Genomic DNA, 22,365 nt, shown 5'->3' with positions numbered 1-22,365 from the left:
CGCCGGCGAGGCGAGCCACACGGGCCACCCGAGCCACCGCACGGCCGCCGCCGCTCGCCATGGCGTCCGGCATTAGATTAGCCTCGCCTCACTATGCAACGTGATCAAGAGGCCGTCCTGGGGCGCGCGATCGGGGGCCAGCGGCGGCACCTCGGGCTGGCCATCCTCCTGGCCGCCGGGCATCAGGCCGGCGAGGCGCTCGTGCCGGTGCTGATCGGCGTGGTCATCGACAGCGCGGTGGTCTCCGGCTCGGTGCCCCGGCTGCTGCTGTGGCTCGCCGTGCTGGGCGTGGTCTTCGCCGTACTCTCCAACAGCTACCGCTTCGGCGCCCGTGCGGCCGAGCGGGCGTCCGAGTGGGCCGGCCACGACCTGCGCGTACGCCTCACCCGCCGGATCCTCGACCCGCGCGGCGGTGCCGAGGCGGGGCGGCTGGCGGGCGAACTCGCCAACATCGCCACCGGCGACGCCAGCCGGGTCGGTGGCGTCAACGTCGTGATCCCCGTCGGCGTCTCCGCGCTCACCGGCATCCTGGTCAGCGCCGTCGCGCTGCTGTGGATCTCGGTACCGCTCGGCCTCGTCGTCCTGCTCGGCGCGCCGCCCCTGCTGTGGCTCGGCCACCTGCTCGGCCGCCCACTCGAACGCCGCAGCGCCGTCGAGCAGGAGCGCGCCGCCCACGCCTCGGGCGTCGCCGCCGACCTGGTCGCCGGGCTGCGCGTGCTGAAGGGCATCGGCGCGGAGGGGGCGGCGGTGGCGCGCTACCGCCGTACGAGCCGGGACTCGCTCTCCGCGACGGTGCGCGCGGCCCGGGCGCAGGCCGCGCACGACGGCGCCATCCTGGCCCTGACCGGCGTCTTCATCGCGGCGGTCGCGCTGGTCGGCGGCCGCCTCGCCGCCAACGGCGACATCAGCGTCGGCGAGCTGGTCGCGGCCGTGGGCCTCGCGCTCTTCCTGCTCACCCCGCTCCAGCTCTTCGCGTGGGTCAACGCCGAGCTGGCGCAGGGCCGCGCGTCGGCGACCAGGATCGCCGCGGTGCTCTCCGCGCCGCCCGCGGTCACCGCGGGTCAGGAGCCGACCCCCTCCCCGGTACGGGGACACGTGGCGCTCACCGGCGTCCACCACGGCCCACTGTCCGGTGTGGACCTGGATGTACCGCCCGGCGAGCATCTGGGCGTGGTGGCGCCCGACCCGGCGGCCGCGACCGCGCTGCTGGCCACGCTCGCCCGCGACACCGACCCGGAGGCGGGCACCGTGACGCTCGACGGCACACCGCTGTCCACACTGGACCCGGCGGACATCCGCGGCGCGATCCTGGTCGCCGCCCACCACGCGACCCTCTTCGCCGGCACGCTGGCGTCCAATGTGGCCCCCGCCGGGCCGGCCGGTGGCGGGGCCGTGGCGCGGGCGATGGCGGCGGCGACGGCCGACGAGGTGGCCGGCAGCCTGCCGGAGGGCGCCGACACGCTCCTGGCCGAGCGGGCCAGCTCGCTCTCCGGCGGCCAGCGCCAGCGGGTCGCGCTCGCCCGCGCCCTCGCCGCCGAGCCGCCCGTGCTCGTCCTCCACGACCCGACCACCGCCGTCGACGCGGTCACCGAGGCGCGGATCGCCGCCGGCATCCGCGAGGTGCGCGCCGGCCGTACCACCATCGTGGTCACCACCAGCCCCGCGCTGCTCGCGGCGACCGACCGGGTCGTGGTGCTGGACGGCGGGGTCGTGACCGCCGCCGGCCGCCACGCCGACCTGGTCCGCGAACACGCCGGCTACCGCGCGGCGGTGCTCCAGTGAGCGCGGACCCGGACCACGCCGTCCTCCTCCCCACCGCGAACGGGCGGGAGACCTGGGCCGCCGTGCGCGGGCTGCTGCGCGGGCGGCGGCTCATGGCGGGCGGGGCCTTGGCGGTGCTGGTGGCCGCGACCTCGGCCGGCCTGCTCACCGCGCCGCTGCTCGGCCGCATCGTCGACCTCGTCGCCGACGGGCGCCCCGCGAGCGCGCTCACCACCCCCGTCGTGCTGCTCGTGGTCGTGGCGGTCGTCCAAGGTGGACTGACCGCACTCGGCGTCTCGATGGTCGCCGGGCTCGGCGAGGAGATGCTGGCGCGGCTCCGCGAACGCTTCGTGGCGCGAGCCCTCCGCCTCCCCCTCGAACGCGTCGAGCGGGCCGGTTCCGGCGACCTCAGCGCCCGGGTCACCGCCGACGTCGCCATCGTGGCCGAGGCGGTCCGCCGCGCGTTCCCCCAGCTGGCCCGCTCCGGGCTCACCATCGTGCTCACGCTCGCCGGCCTCGCCGTACTCGACTGGCGTTTCCTCCTCGCCGCCCTGCTCGCCGTGCCGGTGCAGGCGCACACGGTGCGGTGGTACGTGCGCCGGGCCGTCCCCCTCTACGCCGCCCAGCGGGTCAGCGTCGGCGAGCAGCAGCAGCAACTACTCGACACGGTGGGGGGTGCGGCGACGGTGCGGGCCTTCCGCCTCGGCGACCGCCACGTCGACCTGGTGACCGAGCGCTCCACCGCGACGGTGGGCCTGGCCCTGCGCGGGGTGCGCCTGATCACCAGCTTCTTCGGGCGGCTCAACCTGGCCGAGTACATCGGGCTCTCCGCCGTGCTCGTCACCGGCTTCGTGCTGGTCCGGGCGGACGCCGCCACGATCGGCACCGCGACCGCCGCCGCGCTCTACTTCCACAACCTCTTCGGCCCGATCAACACGACGCTCTCGCTCGTCGACGACGCGCAGGTGGCCGCGGCGGGCCTGGCCCGGCTGGTGGGCGTGGCGTCGCTCCCGGCGACACCGCGGACCACCGCGCCCGAGGTCGTGGGCGCGTCGGTGAAGGCGGCCGGGCTCGGCCACGCGTACGTGCCCGGCCATCCGGTGCTGCGCGACGTCGACCTGCACATCGAGCCGGGCGAACGGGTCGCGCTGGTGGGCGCGAGCGGCGCTGGCAAGACCACCGTCGCCAAGCTGGTCGCCGGCATCCACACGCCGACGAGCGGCACGGTGCACCTCGGCGGCGTACGCCTGGAGGAGCTGGGCCAGTCCGCCACCGGCGGCACGGTCGCGCTGATCACGCAGGAGGTGCACGTCTTCGCCGGCCGCCTCGACGACGACCTGCGCCTGGCCCGCCCCGACGCCACCGAGGAGGAGCTGCGCGCCGCACTCGACCGGGTCGGCGCGCTCGGCTGGGCCGAGGCCCTCCCGGCGGGGCTCGCCACCGTGGTCGGCGAGGGCGGGCATCCGCTCACCGTGACCCAGGCGCAGCAGCTCGCGCTCGCCCGGCTGGTGCTGGCCGACCCGCCGATCGCCGTACTGGACGAGGCGACCGCCGACGCCGGCAGCGCGGGCGCCCGCGTCCTGGAGCAGGCGGCCACCGCCGCGCTCGAAGGGCGCACCGGGCTGGTCGTCGCGCACCGGCTGACCCAGGCCGCCACCGCCGACCGCGTGGTCGTGCTGGAGGCGGGCCGGGTCGTCGAGTCCGGAACGCACGACGAGCTGGTGGCCGCGGGCGGGCGGTACGCCGCGCTCTGGGCCGCCTGGTCGACCACGCGCCCCTGACCTCACGCCCCGCGGCCGGTGCCCGCGCGGCGGTCAGGCGGTCGTGAACTGCGGGGCCGCGCTCCGGGCGCCCGCCACCGGCACGCCCCGGTCGACGATCGAGGCGAGGATCTCGGCCGCCCGGATCGCGGTGTTGGAGAGCAGCGACGACGTGATGCCGTGCGTGTGCTCGGTGCCGCCCTGAAGGTAGATGCCGGCCCCCGGCACGGGATCCGTCACCAGGCGGTAGTCCCGCCCGACCCGCAGCCGGCCCGCCTCGTCACGGTGGCAGGCGCAGGACGCCAGCAGCGGACCCGGGTCGGCCGGCCGGTAGCCGGTGGCGTAGATCACCGCGTCGGCGTCCAGCACCGTCTGCTCGCCGGTGGCCATGGACTCCACTGTGGTCCGTACCCCCGAGGCCATCTCGCTCGTGTCCGCGACCCGGGAGACGTTGAACAGCCGCAGCCGCTGCGCGCCGAGCACCTTCTCGCGGTAGACCCGCCGGTACAGCTCGTCGATGAGGTCGATGTCCACAACCGAGTAGTTGGTGTTCGCGTGGTAGTCCACAAGGGAGCGCTTGACCTCCGGCGGCGCGTCGAAGAAGGCGTCCACCGCGGCGGGGTCGAAGATCCGGTTGGCGAACGAGCTGTCGTCGGCCGGGCTGTAGCCGTACCGGGAGAAGACCGCGCACACCTCGGCGGCGGGAAACCGGTCGTGCAGGAACGCCACCACCTCGGCCGCGCTCTGCCCCGCCCCGACGACGACGAAGCGCTTGGCGTCGGCGAGCGCGCCGGCCCGTACCAGCAGGTCACGGTTGTGCCAGACGTGCGGTGACGGCACCACGCCGGCCGGGAGGTGCGGGCGCAGGCCGGTGGCGAAGACGAGGTTGCGGGCGCGGTACACGCTCACGCCGTCGCGGCCGCGTGCGGTGACGTCGAGAAAGCCGCCCTCGACCGGCTCGACGCCGACCACCTCGTGGCCGTAGCAGACCAGATCGTCCACTTTGGCCGCCGCCCACTCCAGGTAGTCGTGGAACTCGACCCGGAGCGGGAAGAGGTTCTTGTGGTTGATGAAGTCGATCAGGCGGCCCCTGGTGTGCAGGTAGCACAGGAACGAGAACTCGCTGGTCGGGTTTCGGAGGGTCACCAGGTCCTTGAGGAACGAGACCTGCATGGTCGCGTCCTCGATCAACATGCCCCGATGCCAGCCGAAGTGCGGCTGCCGCTCCAGGAACACCCCGGTGGTCTTCTCCGGGGAGATCGCGTTGCGCTCGGTCAGCGCGATGGCCAGCGCCAGGTTGGACGGCCCGAAGCCGACACCGACGAGGTCGTAAACGGGTACCGCCTGCGACATGCCTGCCCCATCACTCGGTTGCGACTTAGGACAGCCTTGCTTAAGTTACCGTGTTAGGCAAGCCTTGCTTAACTGATCACATCCGGGGAGGCACATCCATGCGGGTCGTCATGTTCGGGTACCAGACCTGGGGACATCGCACTCTGCAAGCGCTCCTGGACTCCGATCACCAGGTCGTCCTGGCGGTCACCCACCCGAAGAGCGACCACGCCTACGAGAAGATCTGGGACGACTCCGTCGCCGAGCTGGCCGAGAAGCACGACGTGCCCGTGGAGATCCGCGGCCGGCCCGACGAGAGCCTGGTCGTGCGGCTGCGCGAGGTCGAGCCGGACGTCATCGTCGCCACCAACTGGCGCACCTGGATCCCGCCGGAGATCTTCACGCTGCCCCGCTTCGGCACGCTCAACGTGCACGACTCGCTGCTGCCCGCGTACGCCGGCTTCGCGCCCCTGATCTGGGCTTTGATCAACGGCGAGGAGCAGGTCGGCGTGACCGCGCACATGATGGACGGCGAGTTGGACGCCGGCGACATCGTGCTCCAGCGGGCGGTGCCGGTGCTGCCCACGGACACGGCGACCGACCTGTTCCACAAGACGCTCGAACTCTTCGGCCCGATCACCGTGGACGGGCTCGCGCTGATCGCCAGCGGGCGCACCGACTGGGTCAAGCAGGACCGCTCGAAGGCCAGCTTCTTCCACAAGCGATCCATTGAGGACAGCCGGATCGACTGGGGCTGGCCCGCCGCCGACCTGGAACGGCTGGTGCGCGCCCAGTCCGACCCGTACCCGAACGCCTTCACCTACCACCGCGGCCAGCGGCTGCGGATCGTCTCCGCGGCCGTCTCGGCGGGCCGCTACGGCGGCACGCCCGGCCGGATCTTCATCCGGGAGGGAGACGGCGTGGTCGTCGTCGCCGGCGCCGGCGCCCGTCACGGCCGCGACCACGGCCTGCTGATCAAGCGGGTACGGCTGGACGACGGCACCGAACTGCCCGCGCCGGAGCACTTCACCACCATGGGGGGCTACCTGACCTCCCACCCGTGACCCGCGGCGCCCGACAGGAATCCCCTAGGGCCGGCGGGCCATCGCTTGACACTCATTTGGCCCTATGTAACAAAGTTGAAACGCGGTCCTGACCGCCGGGGGAGGCCGGTATGGGACAGGTTTCGACCCCGGGCGGCCATCTGGTCAGGGTGGCGATCCGTTCGTCCCGGCGACTCTTCCGGGACACGCTCGCCGTCTGCCTGGCCGGGCAGCCCGAATTCACGGTGGTGGGGCACGTCGCCGACGACGCGGCCCTGCTGGGCCTCTGCGACCTCTGCGGTCCCGACCTGGTCGTCTACGACGCTGGGGCGGGCGTGGCCGAGGCGCTGCGCGCGCTGCGTACGCTCCGCACCCGCTTCGGCCGGGTCCGGCTCGTCGTGATCTACGAACGGCTCTCCCCGGAGGACCTGGCCGGCAGCCGCCAGGTCGGTGTGGACACGCTCATCCCCTGCTCGCACGGGCTGGACGCGCTGCTCATGCTCCTGCACCAGCACGCCGACGCGCTCCGGTCGGGCGCCCCGGTGCCGGTGCCGGGCGGGCTGAGCGCGCAGGAACGGGAGATCATCACGCTCACCGCCGCGGGGCATCCGGTCAGCCGGATCGCCGAGTTGCTCACCATGACGCCGTTCGCCGTGGAGAACTGCAAGCGGCGGATCTACCAGAAGCTCTCCGTCACCAGCCAGAGCCACGCGACCGCCCGCGCCATCACGCTCGGGCTGGTCAACCGGGCACCACTCCCCCGCGCCCGGGTCTACGCCGCCGGCGGGCTCTCCCTCGCCGTCCTCTGTGGACCGGACGTGCCCGCCCGGTACGACGTCGCGGTGGCGCTGCTCGCCGAGCACATCCCGTTCGTCACCGACAGCGGCAACGACGACGAAGGGCTCGACCTGTGGGACCAGGCCGGCTCGGGGACGGTGCCGGTGATCCTCGTCGACCCGACCCCGGAGGCGTGGCAGCGGCTGGGCGACGCGCGGGTACCCATCATGGTGGTCACCAGCCGCCCGATGACCCGCGGCGAGACACTGGACGCGCTCGGGCGGGGCGCGGTGTCGATCGTGGCGGCCGAGCGGATCGGCGAGGCACTCGTACCGGCGCTCACGCTCGCCGCCGCCGGCCACCTGACCATCGACCCCGCGGCGGCGAACTGGCTGCTCGCGGCCGCCGGTACGCACGCCGGCGAGGCGGACGGCGGGCTGCCCGAGCTGACCATCCGCGAGGGCGACATCCTGCGCTCGATCGCCGCCGGGCACAGCGTGCGCCAGACGGCACGGTCGCTGGGCATCGCGGAGAAGACCGTGGAGAACACGCAGGCGCGGCTCTTCCGCAAGCTGGGCGCCCGCAACCGGGCCGGCGCGCTCGCGACCGCCCACGCGCTCGGCCTGCTGGAACTCCTGGACCCGTAGGGTCGCGCCGCCTGCGGCCCTCGGTGGGCGGCCCGCGCCAGCGCGGCGCGACCCCGGCGGGCCAGCGGCGCCCGGCGGGACCGGCCCCGGACGCGGCCGGAGCCGGCACAGCCGCGGCCGGAGCCGGTGACGCGGGGCGACCCGCGTCACCGGCCCGGGTCACCGTCCGGTGGCCGTCAACCAGGCTGCTCGCCGACGGCGAACTGGACCGCGCCGTTGGCGTCGACCGCCGCGTCCAGGGACTTGTCGTCGAGGATGCGGGCCGCCTCGGTCTCCAGGAAGACCCGCGCGCCGGCCTCGTCCCGCACCTCGTCGCCCTCCATCGGCTCGGCGGCCAGGGTGAGCATGAGCGCGCCCTGGTTCGAGTCGGTGGCGATGCGTAGGCCGGCGCCCTCGGGTACCTGTGGTTGCTCGGTCAGATTGCGGATCACCGCGACCGCGTTGTCGGTCAGCGTGAGCATCGGGAGCTCCCTCCGTCTGTTTCTGCATGCAGGTTCCCGGCCGCCATACCCAGTGATTCGCCGCCCGAACCCGTATTGACGGCATCGACATGCTCACTTGACACCCCGAAAGGCGCTCCGGACCTCCCGTGCCGGCCCGTAAAGGGTCCCTGACCTGCTGCGATGAGGTAACGTCGGACGTCCTATGACCGGTTTCCGAGAAGCATCGTGAACCAGCCGGCGCGCGGAGCGGGCGAAAGTCAGCGGGGACTGCAAGAGGCGATCAAGGAGTTGATCGTGCGGCGTGGGCTGGCTCCGGGCTCGCCGCTGCCGACCGAGCCGGAGCTGATGGCCGAGCTCTCGGTCAGCCGCCATCCGCTGCGTGAGGCGGTCAAGGCGCTCCAGGCGCTCGGCATCGTCGATGTCCGCCATGGCCTCGGCACATACGTCGGCCGGCTCTCGTTCGCCCCGCTGGAGGCCGGCGTCGCCTTCCACGCACGCCTCTCCCTCCGCGGCGACCGTCGCGAGATCGGCGACCTGGCGCTGATCCGCGAGGTGCTCGAGGTCGGCCTGGCCCGCCAGGTGCTCGCGCGGGCCGACGAAGCCGACCTCGACACGCTGGAACACGCGGTCGCGGAGATGGAGCGCGCGGCGGCCGAGGGGCGCCACTGCCCCGAGGCCGACCGGCTCTTTCGCGAGACGCTGTACGCGCCGCTCCGCGACGAGTTGGTCAGCGACCTGCTGCGCGTGTTCTGGAGTGTGTTCGACAAGGTCGAGGCGGAGCTTCCCGGCGCCGCCGAGACCCCGCGTGTGGCCGCCGCCCACCGCGACATCCTGGACGCGCTTCGGGGCGGCGACGCACGGCAGCTCACCGCCGCGTTGGCCGGCCGTCGCACCGGCGTCCACGATCGGATCTCGCGAGTCCCGCGCCGCCACGCTGGTGAGGGCGGGCGTAGCATCGGGCCGTGAACCGCGGTGAGGTGTGGACCATCGGCGACCGCACCGATCTGCGCTACCGGGTCGTGGTCCTCTCTGGCGACACGCACAACGAGCGCCCCAACGCCGCTCCCTACTGCGCGCCGGTGGTGCGGCAGCGGGGCACGACCGACCTTCCCCCGTTCGCCGTCCCGCTCTCCGAGACCGACCCGGTCTCCGGCGTGGTGGTGGTCAACCGCATGCGGCGCCTCCCGGTCACCGCTGGCGCCGAGCGCCTCGGCATGATCACCGGCGCCAGCCTCGCCCGCCTGGACAACGCGCTCCGCGACCTCTTCGAGCTCTGACCAGCCAGGCCGGCGACCGAGCGCCAAGCCAGCCAAGCCGCCGACCGAGCGCCAAGCCAAGCCGCCGACCAAGGCGACCAAACCAGGCCGCCGACCAAGGCGACCAGGCCAGACCGGCGACCAAGGCGACCAAGCCAGACCGGCGACCAAGCGCCGGTGCGGCGCCCGCTCACGGCAGGCGCCGGCCGCGCAGTGCGCGGACCAGCTCCGCCATCGCCCTGATCACCTCGGGGCGGGTCTCTGCCGGCACGCCGCGAAGCGCCCAGAGGAACATCACAACCAGCGCGACCACGGGGACGACCAGGCCGAGGGCGAGCGCCCAGGGACCGTTTGCGAGCAGTGGCTCGATGACGTTGAGCCCCACGTCCATCTCCTCGCTCCGATCGAGCGAGGACGCGCGGACCCAGCCCGACCGATGTCCTGTGCTCCGCACATCGGTATGCCAGATCCACGTCATTGGAGATCAGCAGCCCCCCACACACGGAGCTGCCCCATCAGGATAGCCGGACCGCCCCGCCGGCACCATGGCGCGACGGCGCCCGCCGCCGGTTCAGCAGTGCCACATCAGCAGCTCGGTGGTGCCCACCTTGGCCCGGCGCTCCTTCGCGAGCGAGGCGTCGGCGTCCACTGTGGGCTGGAGGCGCTCGCCGTACAGGCGGCGGTTGTCGTCGCTCAACGCGGTCGGATAGCCGTCGGCCGGTCCGGGCAGGGTGATCGCCCGCCCCTCGGGCGAGATGACCGTGGGGCCGCCGTCGCCGGGCATCGCGACCCAGCCGGCGGCGTTGACCGCGGTGGCCGGCATCGCGCGGTCGGGCCAGTACTCGACCGCGCCGGTGCGCAGGTCCCACCGGGCGGGCGCGGTGACCACCTTGCCGCCGCCGCTCGCCTTGCCGAGCAGGTCGAGCACGCGCCGGTCGGTCTCGCCGCCCTGGGCGCGGGGCGCGACCGCGACGCTGGAGGGCGGGCTGGTCACGGGCAGGCCGACCCAGCCGGCGGCCCAGTCGCCGCGGACCGCCATCGCCTGCCCCGTCGACGCGCCCGGCGGCAGCTCCAGCGTGCGGCCGGTGCCGTCGGGGCGCAGGACGTACGGCGCCGCGTCCTCGCCGCGTGTGCCGACCACCGTGCCGTCGGCGCCGATGCCGGAGCCGCGTACGCCGGCGGGCTCGGCCAGGATCGGTGACCCGTCGCCGACCGCCGGCCACGAGACCACCGTGAACCGCATCGCCCGCCACGCCTCGCCAGTCACGTCACCGCGCTCGTCGATCGCCAGCGGTATCCACCACTCGTGGCCCGGCACGCCGGCGAGCAGCCGCATCTGGCCGTCTCGGAGTATCCAGGCCAGCGGCTTGCCGTCGTCGACGAGCGCTCCACCGCCGACCACGACGCCGGAGGAGTTGACCGCACGCGGCTGCGCGGACCCGCCGACCCCGGGCAGGAGGCGCGGCTCGCCGTCGGTCCAGAGCACCGGCCGGACCGTGCCGTCGGGCAGGGCGACACTGGCCGCCGCGTACCGGCCGGTGGGGTCGGCGACCACCTGCCCGGTGAGGCTTCCCTCGCCGGGCGGCGGCGCCAGCGCGCGTACGGCGCAGCTGGTGAACGGCCCCGGCGGCGCGGTCACCGTCTCGCCGATCGGCACCTCCATGCGGTCGCCGCCGCCCGTGGCGTCGAGCGCCTGCCCGGCCACGGCGGTGCCGGCGAGCGCGCAGACAGTGGCGGCGGCCACCGCGGCGTACCGCCGGCGGCGCCGCACCACCGCCCCGGCGGTGATCGCGCGGGCCAGGTCGGCGCGGGCCGGCGGCACGTGCGCGGTCTCCAGCAGCACGCGTACGTCGTCCGCCCGCTCCTCAAGCTCGTCGGTCATCCCGCGATCCCCCCGCCCGTGCCCGTGCCCGCCCCGGCGAACGGTGCCTCGCCGAGACGCGCGCGCAGCGTCGCGAGGCCGCGCGCGGTCTGTGCCTTCACGTTGCCTGTCGAGCAGCGCATCGCCGCGGCCACACTCTCCACCGGCATGTCGCAGAGGAAGCGCATCACGAGTACGGTGCGCTGTCCCTTGGGCAGCTCGGCGAGCGCGCGGACCACCAGGTCGCGCTCCTCCACGCCGCTGTCACCGGACGCGCCCCGCTCCGGCGTGGCGGACATCAGCCACACCTTCGACCAGGCCAGCCGCTTCTCGTCGATGTACGCGCGGACGAGCATCCGGTGCACGTAGCCGTCGAGGTTGTCCGCGCCGCGCGCCCGCGCCCAGTGCACGTAGAGCTTGGTGACCGTGGTCTGCACCAGATCGTCGGCCCGGTGCTCGTCACCGCAGAGCAGGTAGGCGGCGCGGTGCCATCGGGCCAGCCGCGCCGAGACGAACTCGACGTACTCGGACGTGTCGTCCGCCCGCATGCGGTGTACTCCTCCCGACAACCCTCACCCACGATGACGGGCGAGGGTCACGTCGAGGTTGCGCGCGGCGGCGGCCAAAAAGTGAACGGGCCCCCGGAGGGGCCCGTTCCGCCACCGGCGGGCTAGCTGCCGCAGGCGACGTTGTTGAGGCGGATCCCGGTCGGGCCGGGCGAGCCGCTGCTGACGAACCCGACCGTCGTGGACGCCCCGGCGGCGAGGCTCGGTGTCCACGTTGGCGCCGCGGCCGTCACTGTCGTGCCACTCTGCGTGACCGTCGCGTTCCATCCACTGTTGACGGTCGCGCCGGCCGGCATCGTCCAGGTCGCCGTCCATGGGTTGAGCGCGGTGGTGCCGTTGTTGCGCAGCGTCACCTCACCCTGGAAACCGCCGGACCACTGGCTGGCGATCCGCACCGTCGCCGTGCACGCGCCCGTACCGCCGGGAGGCGGCGAGGTGGGCGGCACGGTGGTGGGCGGCGGCGAGGTCGGCGGGGTGGTGGTGGGCGGCGGCGAGGTGGGCGGGGTGCCACCGAACTGCACGTCCACGCAGTTGTAGAACGCCTCCGGGCTGTCCGACCGCTGCCAGATCGAATAGATGATGTGGCGGCCCTGCTTGGCGGGCAGGCGGGCGTTCCAGTAGTACTCCGACCCGGACGGGCCGGCCTTGGTGGGCGGGTTGGTCACCTGGTCGAACGGCGTCGCCTCGAGGTCCGACCACTTCAGCGGCTGGGTCGGGTCGAAGCCGTCCTTGGTGATGTACTGGTACCACGTGCCCGGGTGCGGCGCCCACGCGTTGTAGCGAAACTCCATGGTGCCGCCCGACTGGAGCTGGGTCACCGGCCAGTCGAGGCGGGCCGCGTTGTACGCCGCGTACTTGGTGGTGCCAGCGCCGCAGAGCTGGCCGTCCGGGATGATCTCCCGGTGCCGGCCGGCCGCGTTGCCGATGAGGATCGCGTAGAAGTCCCACAGCGGCTGCTTGCCGCCCTGCGCCACCGCGGCCGCACAGGCCGGGTTGGTGGGGTTGAGGTCGCCGCCACCGCCGGCCCGACCGTCCACATAGCACTGGTAGGTGCGGGTCGCCGGGGACACGAACGCGCCGTGCGCCTCCACCGGACTGGGTTTCATGAGCAGCGGGACCCCGCTGCCGAGCAGCGCGGCGGCGGCGAGCACCGCCAACCTGCGTCTCGCTTTCACGTCGTTGCCTTTCGTCCCGAGTGCAAGAGGTCGCCCGGACAGGCGAAAGCGCCCGCCGGAGGTGTCGCCTCTTCACACCCGGACCCGGCGCGCCTTCGCGGTGGAGAAAAGGCCACTCGCTGAGCTGCCACGCGTCCGGCCATTGAATCACGCATGCGAATACATCAGCAAACATCACCGCCGCCGCGCCGGCCGGCGGCACGAGGAGGGCCCGACCTCCGCGGAGGCCGGGCCCTTTCGCTGGTACGGCGGTCAGTAGCGCTGCTGCGTCTGCGCGTTCAGCACGTCGAACCGGTTGAACTCGGCGCCGAAGAGCCGCCAGTCTCGCACCTGAAGGACGTCGAGACCCTTCACGATGTCGTTGGAGTAGATGTAGCCGTTGTAGTAGTACGCGGACCAGGAGCCACCGAGGATCAGGGAGGTCTCCGAGAGCGGCCCGCGCTCCCAGTAGGCGATCTCCTTCGGCCGGGACGAGTTGGTGAAGTCCCAGATCGAGATGCCGCCCTGGTACCACGCCTGGACCATGATGTCGCGGCCGGGCACGGGGATCAGCGAACCGTTGTGGGCCACGCAGTTCTCGGTGTCGGCGTTGGCCCGGGGGATCTTGTAGTAGCTCTTGAACACCAGCCGCCGGTGGTCGCCCCACCCGGCGATGTCGTAGATCGCGTCGGCGCCCTTCTCGGGACCGACCTCGTCGTTGCACTCCGCCCCGACGCCGCCGCCCAGCTCGTCCGTGAAGACGACCTTGGTACCGGAGTTGTTGAACGTCGCCGAGTGCCAGAACGCGAAGTTGACCGTGTCGCGGACCCGCGTGATCACACGCGGGGACTCGGGCCGCTTGATGTCGAGCAGGATGCCGTCACCCATGCACGCGCCGGCGGCGATGTCCTTGGCCGGGTACGCCGTGATGTCGTGGCAGCCGCTCGTCTCGGTGCTCGGCGTGCCCGGCGGGTTGCCGGTGTCGCCCGGGAAGAGGTTGGGCGTGGCCACGATCTTTGCCTCGGCCGGCTTCTTCACCGGCACCTTGATGATCGAGATCAGGTCGTGCGGGGGCTGGCAGTCCGGGAACGTGGCCGACGGGAAATACGACGACACGTACAGGTAGACCGTCTTGCGGTCCTTGCCGGGCACCAGCGTGTGCGTGTGCGAGCCGCAGTTGGTCTCGACGGCCTTCACGTACCGCGGGCTCTTCTTGTCGCTGATGTCGAAGATGCGGATGCCCTCCCACGACTCCTTGACCGACGCGGGTTGGCCCACGCTGGTGCAGGAGTCGTCGCTCCGGGAGGAGTCGACCGACAGGAACAGCAGGTCGCCGTGGACCGACACGTCACCCTGCCCACCGGGGCAGGCGACCTGGCTGACCAGGCGCGGGCTGCTCGGCCGGCTGATGTCGAAGATGGCGAACCCGTTGTAGTTGCCGGCGTACGCGTACTTGCCCTGGAACGCGATGTCACTGTTGATGCCGCCGGCCATGGCGCCCGTCAGGGGCACGTTGGTCACGAGTCGGATGTTGTTGCTGCTGACGACCTCGTCGACGCCGGGGATCTCGTTGGTCGACGGCGAGTGGGCATTCGTCGGAGCTGCGGAGGCCGCGACCGCCAGCGTGAGGGCGAACGCCGCCGCCGCGACGGCGGTCAGCCGTCGCAACCCTTGTGGGGCGGATCTGAACATGGGCATACCCCGTCTTTCAGGCCCCGTTCAACGGCGAAGGGGCGCTAGATTGGTGCACACGTTACCGAGGCATCGTAACCGTCGATGTGACAGTCGTCATTGGCCCGAGCGGTGGGGTGGCATAAGATCATCGGCCCGGTTTGGGCGGAAAGCGGGAGGTAAATCGGATGACCCGGCGCTGGTACGCGGCGATCGCCGCCGTGGTCGTGGCCGTCGCCGGCGTCGCGGTGGCCCTCGGGGTGCGCGCCGCGGGCTCCGGCGACGAGCCGTCGGCCAGCGCGTCGCCGACCTCCACCACGTCGCCGATACCGGTGGTCGTGCCCGGCCGCCCCGGCGAGTCGGCGTCGGTGGTCCCCTCCGACCAGCTCCCCGCGCCGGACGGCAGCCTCTACAACCAGGCCGACGCCTACTTCGTCCGGATGATGATCCCGCACCACGGCCAGGCGCTGGAGATGGCCGCGCTCGCGCCCGACCGGGCCGCCCATCCGCAGATCCGCGCGGTCGCCTCGCGCATCGTGGCGGCACAGAAGCCCGAGGTCGAATACCTGCGCACCTGGCTGCGCGACCGCGACCTCACCGAGGAGCAGTCCGGCCACGACCACGGCGGCATGCAGGGGATGCAGCCGCCGGAGGCGATCCGCGGGCTGGCCAGCCTGAGCGGCGAGGCGTTCGACAAGATGTTCGTGGACATGATGGTCGCGCACCACGAGGGCGCGATCGCGATGGCGACCGACGTGCTCACCGCCGGCCGCGACCAGCGGATCAGCGAGCTGGCCACGGGCATCGCCGCCGAGCAGAGCGCCGAGATCAGCCGGATGCGCCAGATCGCCGCGTAGCGCGGGCCGCAGGCCAGAGGCCGCAGGCCAGAGGCCGCAGGCCAGAGGCCGCAGGCCAGAGGCCGCAGGCCAGAGGCCGCCTTGTGAGGCGACCCCTGTGAACAGGCCCCTAGCAGCCGATCCGCTTGGTGGCGAGCGCGATGTCGTCGAAGAGCACGTCGTACGCCGACGGGGTCGGGTCGCCCTGGTAGAGCTGCCAGCCGATCTTCACCGTGTCGAAGCGGGGGAAGACGAAGTCGACCGGGTTGCCGCCGTGCTCGGTCGTCGTCACCGTGAGGTCGGGCTGGTGCACGCCGTCGATCCAGACGTCGACGCGGTTGTCGCGCGCGTCGGCCCGCCACTCGACGCACTGCCAGCGGCCGGCGACCGACGGGGTGGACTCGCGCCAGTTGGTCCAGTCGCCGGTGGGGCCGCCGTCGGCGCCGACGCCCCAGAGCGCGCGGTCGAGTGTCGGCACGTACTGGCCGCCGAGCGGGCGCACGATCTCCGGGCCCTGTCCGGTCGCCTCGACCAGCGTGTAGTGCGCCCAGTCCGGCGCGGTCGGGAACGCGGCGACGCGCAGTCGCACGCGGCCGAAGAAGCTGTTGCCGGGCGGGGCGAAGTCGTCGACCTTGAGGAAGGCCCGCCCGTTTCCCTCGGTGTGCACGCGGAGCACGCGGTCGCCGCGGTGACGTTCGACGGTGAGGGTGCCGTGTTTGGTGTCGATCCCCCAGTCGAGGCTGGCGGCGCCGCCGAGCGGCAGCCGCTCGAAGTCCTCGCAGAAGAGCAGCGCCCGATCCTTGCACGCGGCGCTCCCGCGGGAGTGCGCGGGCGCCGCCGCCGGGGCGGCGAGCAGCAGGAGTACGCCGGCCGCGGCGGCCGCCAACCTCGTCATCATGTCGATATTCTTACATGTCTCGATGCATTGGTGTGTCCCACCGTGACCGCGCGACGTCGAGCGGTGTCAGGGGAGGGTGAGGCCGGCGTCGTGGGCGAGGAGCGCGACCTGCACGCGGTTGTTGAGCTCCAGCTTGGTCAGTACACGGGAGACGTGCGCCTTGACCGTCGCCACGCTCATGAAGAGCTCGGCGCTGATCTCCGCGTTGGACCTGCCGCGCCCGACCGCCACCGCGACCTCGCGCTCCCGCTCGCTGAGCCGGTCGAGCAGCTCCAGCGCGCGGCGCCGCCGCCCGTCGGCGCCGGTGTCGCTCACGTGGTCGATGAGGCGGCGGGTCACCGAGGGCGAGAGGATCGGCTCCCCCACCGCGACCCGGCGCACCGCGCGCAGGATCTCGGCCGGCGGCGTGTCCTTGAGCAGGAAGCCACTGGCCCCGGCGCGGAGGGCGCGCAGCACGTACTCGTCGGCGTGGAACGTCGTCAGCACGATCACCTCGGGCGACTCCGGCCGGCGGCGGAGCGCCTCGGTGGCGGCGAGCCCGTCGACGCGGGGCATGCGGATGTCCATGAGCACCACGTCCGGCGCGGACGAGCGGACGGCGGCGGCCACCTCGGCACCGTCGGCCGCCTCCCCCACCACCGCGACGTCGGGCGCGCCGCCGAGAATCATCGCGAGGCCGGCGCGGACCAGCGCGTCGTCGTCGACGATCAGCACCTTGATCGGCCCCTCGCCGGCTCGCGGGGCGCCCCCGTCCGGGGTCACACCGGCCACGGCAGCCACGCCCAGAGCCGGAAGTCGCCACTCGGGGTGCGGCCGTGCTCCAGCCGCCCGCCGGCGAGCGTGGCCCGCTCGGTCAGCCCCACGAGGCCGGTGCCGGTGCCGGGGATCTCGGGGCCGACCGGCACGCCCACCGGCCACGGGTTGCGCACCTCCACCGAGAGCCCGCCGCCGGCCGCCCCCGCCACGATCACGTCCACAGTGGAACCGTACGCGTGCTTGCGGGCGTTCGTCAGGCCTTCCTGCACGATCCGGTACGCGTTTCGCCCCACCGCCGCCGGCACCTCGGCCAGGTCGGCCACCTGGTGGTCGAGGCGTACCCGCATGCCGGCGGCCCGCGACTCGTCGATCAGCGCGGGCAGGTCGGCGAGCGTGGGCTGGGGGCGGTCGGGCGCGTCCTCGGCCGGGTCCTCGCGGAGCACGCCGATCACCTCGCGCAGCTCCTGGAGGGCCTGGTGGGCGCTGTCCCGGATCACGCCGGCCGCCCGGGCCACCTCCTCCGGCGGCGCGTCCGGCCGGAACTCCAGCGCCCCCGCGTGCAGGCTGAGCAGCGAGATCCGGTGCGCGAGCACGTCGTGCATCTCACGGGCGATGCGGGCCCGCTCGGCCTGGCGCGCCTGGGCGACCCGGAGCTGCTGCTCGGCCTCGGCGCGGTGGGCCCGGTCGCGGAGCGAGAAGACGAGCTGGCGGCGGGCCCGCACGACCAGTCCCCAGCCGAGGATCAGCGCGGTCACGACCACGGACCAGATCATGTCGGTCCAGAGCGGGGAGGTGGACCACTCCGGCCGCAGCACCGCGAAGACGACGCCGCCCACGACACCGAACAGGCCGACCAGCGCCACGGCGGCGGCGCGCCGGTGCACCACGACCGTGAAGAACGCGACGACCGCCGCGCCGAGGCTCGTCGCCGAGTACAGCCCGGCGGCCGTCACGACGACGGCGACCCCCACCGGCCACCGGCGCCGCAGCCACAGGCCGAAGCAGCACAGCACCCCCATCGCCAGGTCGAGCGTGGTGCGCCCCTCGTCGATGCCGCTCTCGTAGCTGTACGCGGCGAGGCTCACGGCCAGCAACAGGGCGAAGAGGAAGAAGACCGTGTCGACGAACCAGTCGCGCGCCGTGCGGCGCACCGGCCCCGCGGCATCCGGGGCGGACTCCACCAGCGAACCGGGCAGCAGCGCACGGTATTCGGGCGTCGCCGCACCAACCATGATCAAATGGTACGGCCCGCGGCCCGGCCCCGGCATCCGACCAAAGTCGAATCACCCTGATAGACCTCGGTCGCGCGCCACCGACCTCGGGCCGAGGCGGAGGTACCGGCCGGCGCCGCAGGCTGGACGCATGATCAGTGTGGAGCACCTGACGAAGCGGTACGGCCCGCACACGGCCGTCAACGACGTGTCGTTCCGCTGCGAGGCCGGCACCGTGACCGGCTTCCTCGGGCCGAACGGCGCCGGCAAGTCCACGACCATGCGGATGATCTGCGGCCTGACCCCGCCCACCGCCGGCGCGGCCACGGTCGACGGCCGGCCGTACAAGCGCCTGTCCAACCCGGGGCGCCACGTGGGGGTGCTCCTCGACGCATCCGCCCAGCACCCCGGCCGTACCGGGCGGGAGGCGCTCACCCTCGCCGCCCAGGTGATGGGCGTGGACCGGGGGCGCGTGGACTCGCTGCTGGCGCTCGTCGGGCTGGACGCCAAGGCGGGGCGCAAGCGCGTGAAGCAGTACTCGCTCGGCATGCGCCAGCGGCTCGGCCTCGCCCACGCGCTCCTCGGCGACCCGCGCGTACTCATCCTGGACGAGCCGGCCAACGGCCTCGACCCGGAGGGCATCTTCTGGATGCGGGGCGTGCTGCGCGACTTCGCCGACCGGGGCGGCACCGTCCTCCTCTCCTCCCACCTGCTGCGCGAGGTGGAGGCGGTGGCCGACCGGCTGGTGGTCATCGGGGGCGGCCGGATCGTCGCCGACGGCACGAAGGAGGAGCTGCTCGCCGGCTCCGGTACGCGCGTGCGCGGCCTCGACCCGGACAAGCTGGAGTGGGCGCTCACCACGGCGGGCGTGTCGGTGACCCGTACGCCGGACGACGCGCTGATCGCCCAGGCCGACGCGGAGACCGTGGGCCGTACCGCCGCGGCCGGCGGCCTCGTGCTGCTGGAGCTGCGCCCCGCCGACGGCGCCGGGCTGGAGCAGCTCTTCCTCGAACTCACCACGCCCAACGGAGCCGCCAGGGAGGCCGCCCGATGACCGCCACCGCCACCGCCACGCCCACCGTGCCGACCCCGCACGTCGCGCCGGTCAGCCGCCCCTCGATCCCCCGCCTCACGCTGGTCGAACTCCGCAAGATGACCGACACGCGGGCCGGGTTCTGGCTGCTGGCCGTGACCGCGCTCGGGTACCTCGCCCTGGTCGTGGTCATGTTCTTCGCGGCCGGCCCGGAGGAGCAGACGTTCTACGGGTTCTTCCAGATCACGCTAATCCCCTCCGGCATCCTGCTGCCCGTGATCGGCATCCTCGCGGTCACCAGCGAGTGGACGCAGCGGTCCGCGCTGACCACGTTCACGCTGGTGCCCGAGCGGGAGCGGGTCGCGGCCGCGAAGCTGCTCGCCGGCCTGGTGCTGGCGGTCGCCTCGGTCGTCGCCGGGCTGGCCTTCGCGGCGGTCGGCAACCTGGCCGCCATCGCGTTCCAGGACGCCGACGGGAGCTGGCAGCTCACCGCCGGAGCACTGGGCAGCGCGCTGCTCTTCCAGGTGATCAACATGCTCATGGGCATCGCGTTCGGCATGCTGCTGATGAACTCGGCGCTCGCCATCGTGATGTACTTCCTGCTGCCGATGGTGTGGGGCATCCTCGGCGGCCTGGTCAGCGCGCTGAGCACCGCCGCCAAGTGGCTCGACCTCAGCATCACCTCGACGCCGCTCACCGAAAACGCCATGTCCGGTTCCGACTGGCCCAAGCTGGCCGCCTCTGTCGGCCTGTGGGTCGTCGTGCCGCTCGTCGTCGGATTGGCGCGACTCATCCGGCGCGAGGTCTCGTAGCGGTATACAGAGGGGATGGCTGCTGACGACGTACCGGCGGAAATGTCCGAGGCGGCGAAGGCGCTGCTGGCCGCGCTCGACGGCGAGCAGCGCTCCCTCGCGTCGCGGCCCTTCGCCGACGAGGCGGCCCGGCGGTGGATCGAGTACCGGCCGAGGCCCCGCCCCGGCGCCTGCCTCGCCGACCTCGACCGCGTCGCCCGCAAGGCCGCGCACCGGCTGCTCGCGACCGCGCTGAGCCCGCCCGCCTACGCCCAGGCGATGGCGATCATCGCGCTCGAGGAGGTGCTCGACCGGCGGGAGGGGTGGGCCCGAGGGCGGCACAGCGGCGACTACTGGGTCGCGGTCTTCGGCGAGCCGGCCGGGGGCGGGCCGTGGGGGTGGCGCTTCGAGGGCCACCACATCTCGGTGACCATGACGGTCGCCGACGGCGTCGTCTCGCCCGCGCCGATCTTCCTGGGCGCCAACCCGCACCGGGTCGGCTACGCCGGCGGCACCGTCCTGCGTCCCCTCGCCGCCGAGGAGGACCTGGCCCGCGCGCTGCTGGAGGCGCTGGGGCCGGACGGGCGGAGCGCGGCGGTCGTCGCCGACCGGGCGCCGGGCGACATCCACACCGCCACGCGCCCGGTCGTGCAGGCGCCGATCGAGCCGCGCGGCGTCGCCGCCAGCCGCCTCGGGCCGGGCGCCCGCACCGCGCTGGACCGGCTGGTCGCGCTCTACCTCGACCGCCTCCCGCCCGACCTGGCCCTGCGCGAGCACGCCCGCATCGCGAGCGGCGAGCAGTGGTTCGCGTGGGAGGGGCCGACCCGGCCGGGCGGGCGGCACTACTACCGGGTCCAGGGCGAAGACCTGCTGATCGAGTACGACAACACGAGCGACGACGGCAACCACGCGCACACCGTGCTGCGCCGCCCGCACGGCGACTTCGGCGAGGACGTGTTGGCCGCCCACCGGGCCGCCGCACACAGGGCGTAGCACCGGCCGGGTCCGCGGTCAGGGGGCGGACCGGCGGGTCGCCGCCGGAGGTGACCGGTGTGAGCGTCATGAACGCCCGTCCCGCGATCGACGCGCCCAGCGACACCGGCGGCGGGGCGGGGGCGTCGGGCGCGGTGGTCAGCTCACGCGTGAGCGCGCGCAGCCGCTCCTGCTCGTGATCGACGAGAAGGAGCGTGACGCCCACTCCGACGCGCGCGGCCGCGTCCTCGACGATCGCCACCAGCCCGCTCGGGCCGACGAAGTGGGCGGCCTCGACCAGTTCGGCGAGGATGTCGTGCCACGCGCCGGCGGGCGGGATGGTCATCCCGGATCGGGCATCCCGAACAGCGCCGCCACACCGGTGATCCGCAGGACCTCCTCGACGATGCGGTGGGGGTTGCGGACGCGGAGCTGTACGCCGCGCCGCTGGGCCGCCTCCCGCCCGCGTAGGAGTGCGCGTACTCCGCTGGAATCGAGGAAGGGCACGCGGGACAGGTCCACCACGATGTCGCGCTGGGGCCCGACCAGCGCCGTCTCGATCTCCGCGACGACCCGGTCCTCGGCCTGCATGTCGATCTCGCCCTCGAGGAAGACCACGGCCACGCCGCGCGCTCCGCCCACACCGTCTCGCGCGAGCGTCATGGATCGCCTCCTTACCGTGATCAAATCTGAGGTACCCCAGACGCGCCATTCTCACACCAGCCTCGCGCTCCCGCTCGTCGGCGAAACCGCGGGGCGGACCCGGCGGAGCGCGGCTCGTTCGCCCGGCTAAGTTGTTTCGCGTGTGGAACTCATCGCGTACGGACGCGCAGGCCGGCATCGCCGCCGGGGTCACCGCGTACCGGGCCGGCGACGGCGACCTGATCCACGCGTACGTCGCGCGGCCCGAAGGACCGGGGCCATTTCCGGGTGTCGTGCTCGCCCACCACATGCCCGGCTGGGACGAGCTCTACCGGGAGTTCGCCCGCCGCTTCGCCGACCACGGTTACATCGCGATCTGCCCCGACCTCTACTGCCGCACCGGGCACGGCGACCCGGACGACGTGGCCGCCGCGGTGCGGGCGGCCGGCGGGGCCTCCGACGACCTGGCGGTGGCCGACCTGGTCGCGGCGCGTGACTGGCTGCGCGCGCTGCCCACGTCCAACGGCAAGGTGGGCGTCTTCGGCACCTGCTCGGGTGGGCGGCACGCGCTGCTGGCGGCGAGCAAGGTGGGCGGTTTCGACGCGGTGGCCGACCTGTGGGGCGGGGGCGTGGTGGCGACGGCCGAGGAGCTGACGCCGCAGCGGCCGGTGCCTGTCGTCGACTACACGGCCGGGCTGGACGCGCCGCTGCTCGGGCTCTTCGGCGACGAGGACCAGTACCCGACGCCCGAGCTTGTCGACCGGCACGAGGCGGAGCTTCGCCAGCACGGCAAGACGTACGAGTTCCACCGGTACGCCGGCGCCGGCCACGGGTTCTTCTACTACCACCGCGCCGCGTACCGCCCCGAGGCGGCGATGGACGGCTGGGAGAAGGTCTTCGACTTCTTCGGCCGCCACCTCTCGTAGCCCCGTACCCCCTCCGAAGGAGCACGCCC

Annotated in this window: 22 protein-coding genes; 11 read left to right on the top strand and 11 right to left on the bottom strand. The window is 73.4% G+C overall.

Going from position 1 to position 22,365, the window contains the following annotated elements:
* Positions 1-93 precede the first annotated feature (93 nt).
* Positions 94-1,782 carry an ABC transporter ATP-binding protein gene (locus ACFFIA_RS34580; protein ID WP_377259432.1) on the top strand — a complete coding sequence of 563 codons (1,689 nt, stop codon included), beginning with the start codon at positions 94-96 and terminating at the stop codon, positions 1,780-1,782.
* Positions 1,779-3,542: an ABC transporter ATP-binding protein gene (locus ACFFIA_RS34575; protein ID WP_377259429.1), complete on the top strand. Its 1,764-nt coding sequence runs from the start codon at positions 1,779-1,781 to the stop codon at positions 3,540-3,542. Before ACFFIA_RS34580 ends, ACFFIA_RS34575 begins: the two co-directional genes overlap by 4 nt.
* 33 nt (positions 3,543-3,575) lie before the next feature.
* Here ACFFIA_RS34575 and ACFFIA_RS34570 read toward each other — a convergent pair whose 3' ends face one another.
* Positions 3,576-4,874 (bottom strand): lysine N(6)-hydroxylase/L-ornithine N(5)-oxygenase family protein, encoded by a 1,299-nt coding sequence (locus tag ACFFIA_RS34570; RefSeq protein ID WP_377259426.1) that lies wholly within the window; start codon positions 4,872-4,874, stop codon positions 3,576-3,578.
* 98 nt (positions 4,875-4,972) lie between these two features.
* Here ACFFIA_RS34570 and ACFFIA_RS34565 point away from each other — a divergent pair, with 98 nt between their 5' ends.
* The gene (locus ACFFIA_RS34565) at positions 4,973-5,917 is read left to right on the top strand and encodes a methionyl-tRNA formyltransferase (protein WP_377259423.1); all 945 of its coding nucleotides are present in this window, start codon (positions 4,973-4,975) and stop codon (positions 5,915-5,917) included.
* 110 nt (positions 5,918-6,027) lie between these two features.
* Positions 6,028-7,320: a LuxR C-terminal-related transcriptional regulator gene (locus tag ACFFIA_RS34560; protein WP_377259420.1), complete on the top strand. Its 1,293-nt coding sequence runs from the start codon at positions 6,028-6,030 to the stop codon at positions 7,318-7,320.
* 176 nt (positions 7,321-7,496) lie between these two features.
* Here ACFFIA_RS34560 and ACFFIA_RS34555 read toward each other — a convergent pair whose 3' ends face one another.
* Positions 7,497-7,781 (bottom strand): adhesin, encoded by a 285-nt coding sequence (locus ACFFIA_RS34555; protein WP_377259417.1) that lies wholly within the window; start codon positions 7,779-7,781, stop codon positions 7,497-7,499.
* 207 nt (positions 7,782-7,988) lie between these two features.
* Here ACFFIA_RS34555 and ACFFIA_RS34550 point away from each other — a divergent pair, with 207 nt between their 5' ends.
* Together ACFFIA_RS34550 and ACFFIA_RS34545 are read left to right on the top strand one after the other, a co-directional pair.
* The gene (locus tag ACFFIA_RS34550; RefSeq protein ID WP_377259414.1) at positions 7,989-8,729 is read left to right on the top strand and encodes a FadR/GntR family transcriptional regulator; all 741 of its coding nucleotides are present in this window, start codon (positions 7,989-7,991) and stop codon (positions 8,727-8,729) included.
* Positions 8,726-9,040: a type II toxin-antitoxin system PemK/MazF family toxin gene (locus tag ACFFIA_RS34545; protein ID WP_377259411.1), complete on the top strand. Its 315-nt coding sequence runs from the start codon at positions 8,726-8,728 to the stop codon at positions 9,038-9,040. The genes ACFFIA_RS34550 and ACFFIA_RS34545 overlap by 4 nt, the downstream gene beginning before the upstream one ends.
* A gap of 169 nt (positions 9,041-9,209) precedes the next feature.
* On the opposite strand, the gene ACFFIA_RS34540 is transcribed toward ACFFIA_RS34545, so the two are convergent.
* The 5 genes from ACFFIA_RS34540 to ACFFIA_RS34520 all read right to left on the bottom strand — a co-directional run bounded on the left by ACFFIA_RS34540 (position 9,210) and on the right by ACFFIA_RS34520 (position 14,292).
* Positions 9,210-9,404 carry a hypothetical protein gene (locus ACFFIA_RS34540; RefSeq protein ID WP_377259408.1) on the bottom strand — a complete coding sequence of 65 codons (195 nt, stop codon included), beginning with the start codon at positions 9,402-9,404 and terminating at the stop codon, positions 9,210-9,212.
* Positions 9,405-9,590: 186 nt separating this feature from the next.
* Complete coding sequence (locus tag ACFFIA_RS34535; protein WP_377259405.1) at positions 9,591-10,901, bottom strand: hypothetical protein; 1,311 nt, start codon at positions 10,899-10,901, stop codon at positions 9,591-9,593.
* A complete protein-coding gene (locus ACFFIA_RS34530; protein ID WP_377259402.1) occupies positions 10,898-11,428 on the bottom strand; it encodes a SigE family RNA polymerase sigma factor in 531 nt (176 codons plus the stop codon). Before ACFFIA_RS34530 ends, ACFFIA_RS34535 begins: the two co-directional genes overlap by 4 nt.
* 122 nt (positions 11,429-11,550) lie before the next feature.
* The gene (locus ACFFIA_RS34525) at positions 11,551-12,621 is read right to left on the bottom strand and encodes a lytic polysaccharide monooxygenase auxiliary activity family 9 protein (RefSeq protein ID WP_377259399.1); all 1,071 of its coding nucleotides are present in this window, start codon (positions 12,619-12,621) and stop codon (positions 11,551-11,553) included.
* Positions 12,622-12,873: 252 nt separating this feature from the next.
* Complete coding sequence (locus ACFFIA_RS34520) at positions 12,874-14,292, bottom strand: LVIVD repeat-containing protein (RefSeq protein WP_377259396.1); 1,419 nt, start codon at positions 14,290-14,292, stop codon at positions 12,874-12,876.
* A 167-nt stretch (positions 14,293-14,459) separates the two neighbouring features.
* Here ACFFIA_RS34520 and ACFFIA_RS34515 point away from each other — a divergent pair, with 167 nt between their 5' ends.
* Positions 14,460-15,128: a DUF305 domain-containing protein gene (locus tag ACFFIA_RS34515; protein WP_377259393.1), complete on the top strand. Its 669-nt coding sequence runs from the start codon at positions 14,460-14,462 to the stop codon at positions 15,126-15,128.
* A 109-nt stretch (positions 15,129-15,237) separates the two neighbouring features.
* Here the strand turns inward: ACFFIA_RS34515 and ACFFIA_RS34510 are convergent, their stop codons facing one another.
* From ACFFIA_RS34510 to ACFFIA_RS34500, 3 genes are all read right to left on the bottom strand, one after another.
* Positions 15,238-16,005, bottom strand: coding sequence for a hypothetical protein (locus ACFFIA_RS34510; RefSeq protein ID WP_377259390.1), 768 nt, complete (start codon positions 16,003-16,005; stop codon positions 15,238-15,240).
* Positions 16,006-16,071: 66 nt separating this feature from the next.
* Positions 16,072-16,785 (bottom strand): response regulator transcription factor, encoded by a 714-nt coding sequence (locus tag ACFFIA_RS34505; protein WP_377259387.1) that lies wholly within the window; start codon positions 16,783-16,785, stop codon positions 16,072-16,074.
* A complete protein-coding gene (locus ACFFIA_RS34500; RefSeq protein ID WP_377259384.1) occupies positions 16,764-17,993 on the bottom strand; it encodes a sensor histidine kinase in 1,230 nt (409 codons plus the stop codon). Before ACFFIA_RS34500 ends, ACFFIA_RS34505 begins: the two co-directional genes overlap by 22 nt.
* A 130-nt stretch (positions 17,994-18,123) precedes the next feature.
* Here ACFFIA_RS34500 and ACFFIA_RS34495 point away from each other — a divergent pair, with 130 nt between their 5' ends.
* The 3 genes from ACFFIA_RS34495 to ACFFIA_RS34485 are packed head-to-tail and all read left to right on the top strand — an operon-like array spanning position 18,124 to position 20,789.
* Positions 18,124-19,026 carry an ABC transporter ATP-binding protein gene (locus ACFFIA_RS34495; protein ID WP_377259381.1) on the top strand — a complete coding sequence of 301 codons (903 nt, stop codon included), beginning with the start codon at positions 18,124-18,126 and terminating at the stop codon, positions 19,024-19,026.
* A complete protein-coding gene (locus ACFFIA_RS34490) occupies positions 19,023-19,817 on the top strand; it encodes an ABC transporter permease (RefSeq protein WP_377259378.1) in 795 nt (264 codons plus the stop codon). The genes ACFFIA_RS34495 and ACFFIA_RS34490 overlap by 4 nt, the downstream gene beginning before the upstream one ends.
* Positions 19,818-19,832: 15 nt before the next feature.
* A complete protein-coding gene (locus tag ACFFIA_RS34485; protein WP_377259375.1) occupies positions 19,833-20,789 on the top strand; it encodes a DUF3500 domain-containing protein in 957 nt (318 codons plus the stop codon).
* A 321-nt stretch (positions 20,790-21,110) separates the two neighbouring features.
* Here the strand turns inward: ACFFIA_RS34485 and ACFFIA_RS34480 are convergent, their stop codons facing one another.
* Positions 21,111-21,431 (bottom strand): STAS domain-containing protein, encoded by a 321-nt coding sequence (locus ACFFIA_RS34480; protein WP_377259372.1) that lies wholly within the window; start codon positions 21,429-21,431, stop codon positions 21,111-21,113.
* Between the two features lie 140 nt (positions 21,432-21,571).
* Between ACFFIA_RS34480 and ACFFIA_RS34475 the strand changes: the two genes are divergently transcribed.
* On the top strand, positions 21,572-22,336 hold the full coding sequence (locus tag ACFFIA_RS34475; RefSeq protein WP_377259369.1) for a dienelactone hydrolase family protein: 765 nt from the start codon (positions 21,572-21,574) through the stop codon (positions 22,334-22,336).
* Positions 22,337-22,365: the final 29 nt, after the last annotated feature.

This window comes from Phytohabitans kaempferiae, from assembly GCF_042433955.1.
In the GTDB taxonomy this organism is placed as follows: Bacteria; Actinomycetota; Actinomycetes; order Mycobacteriales; family Micromonosporaceae; genus Phytohabitans; species Phytohabitans kaempferiae.
The sequence above is the reverse complement of the archived record's forward strand: the minus strand, read 5'-3'. Positions and strand labels throughout refer to the sequence as shown.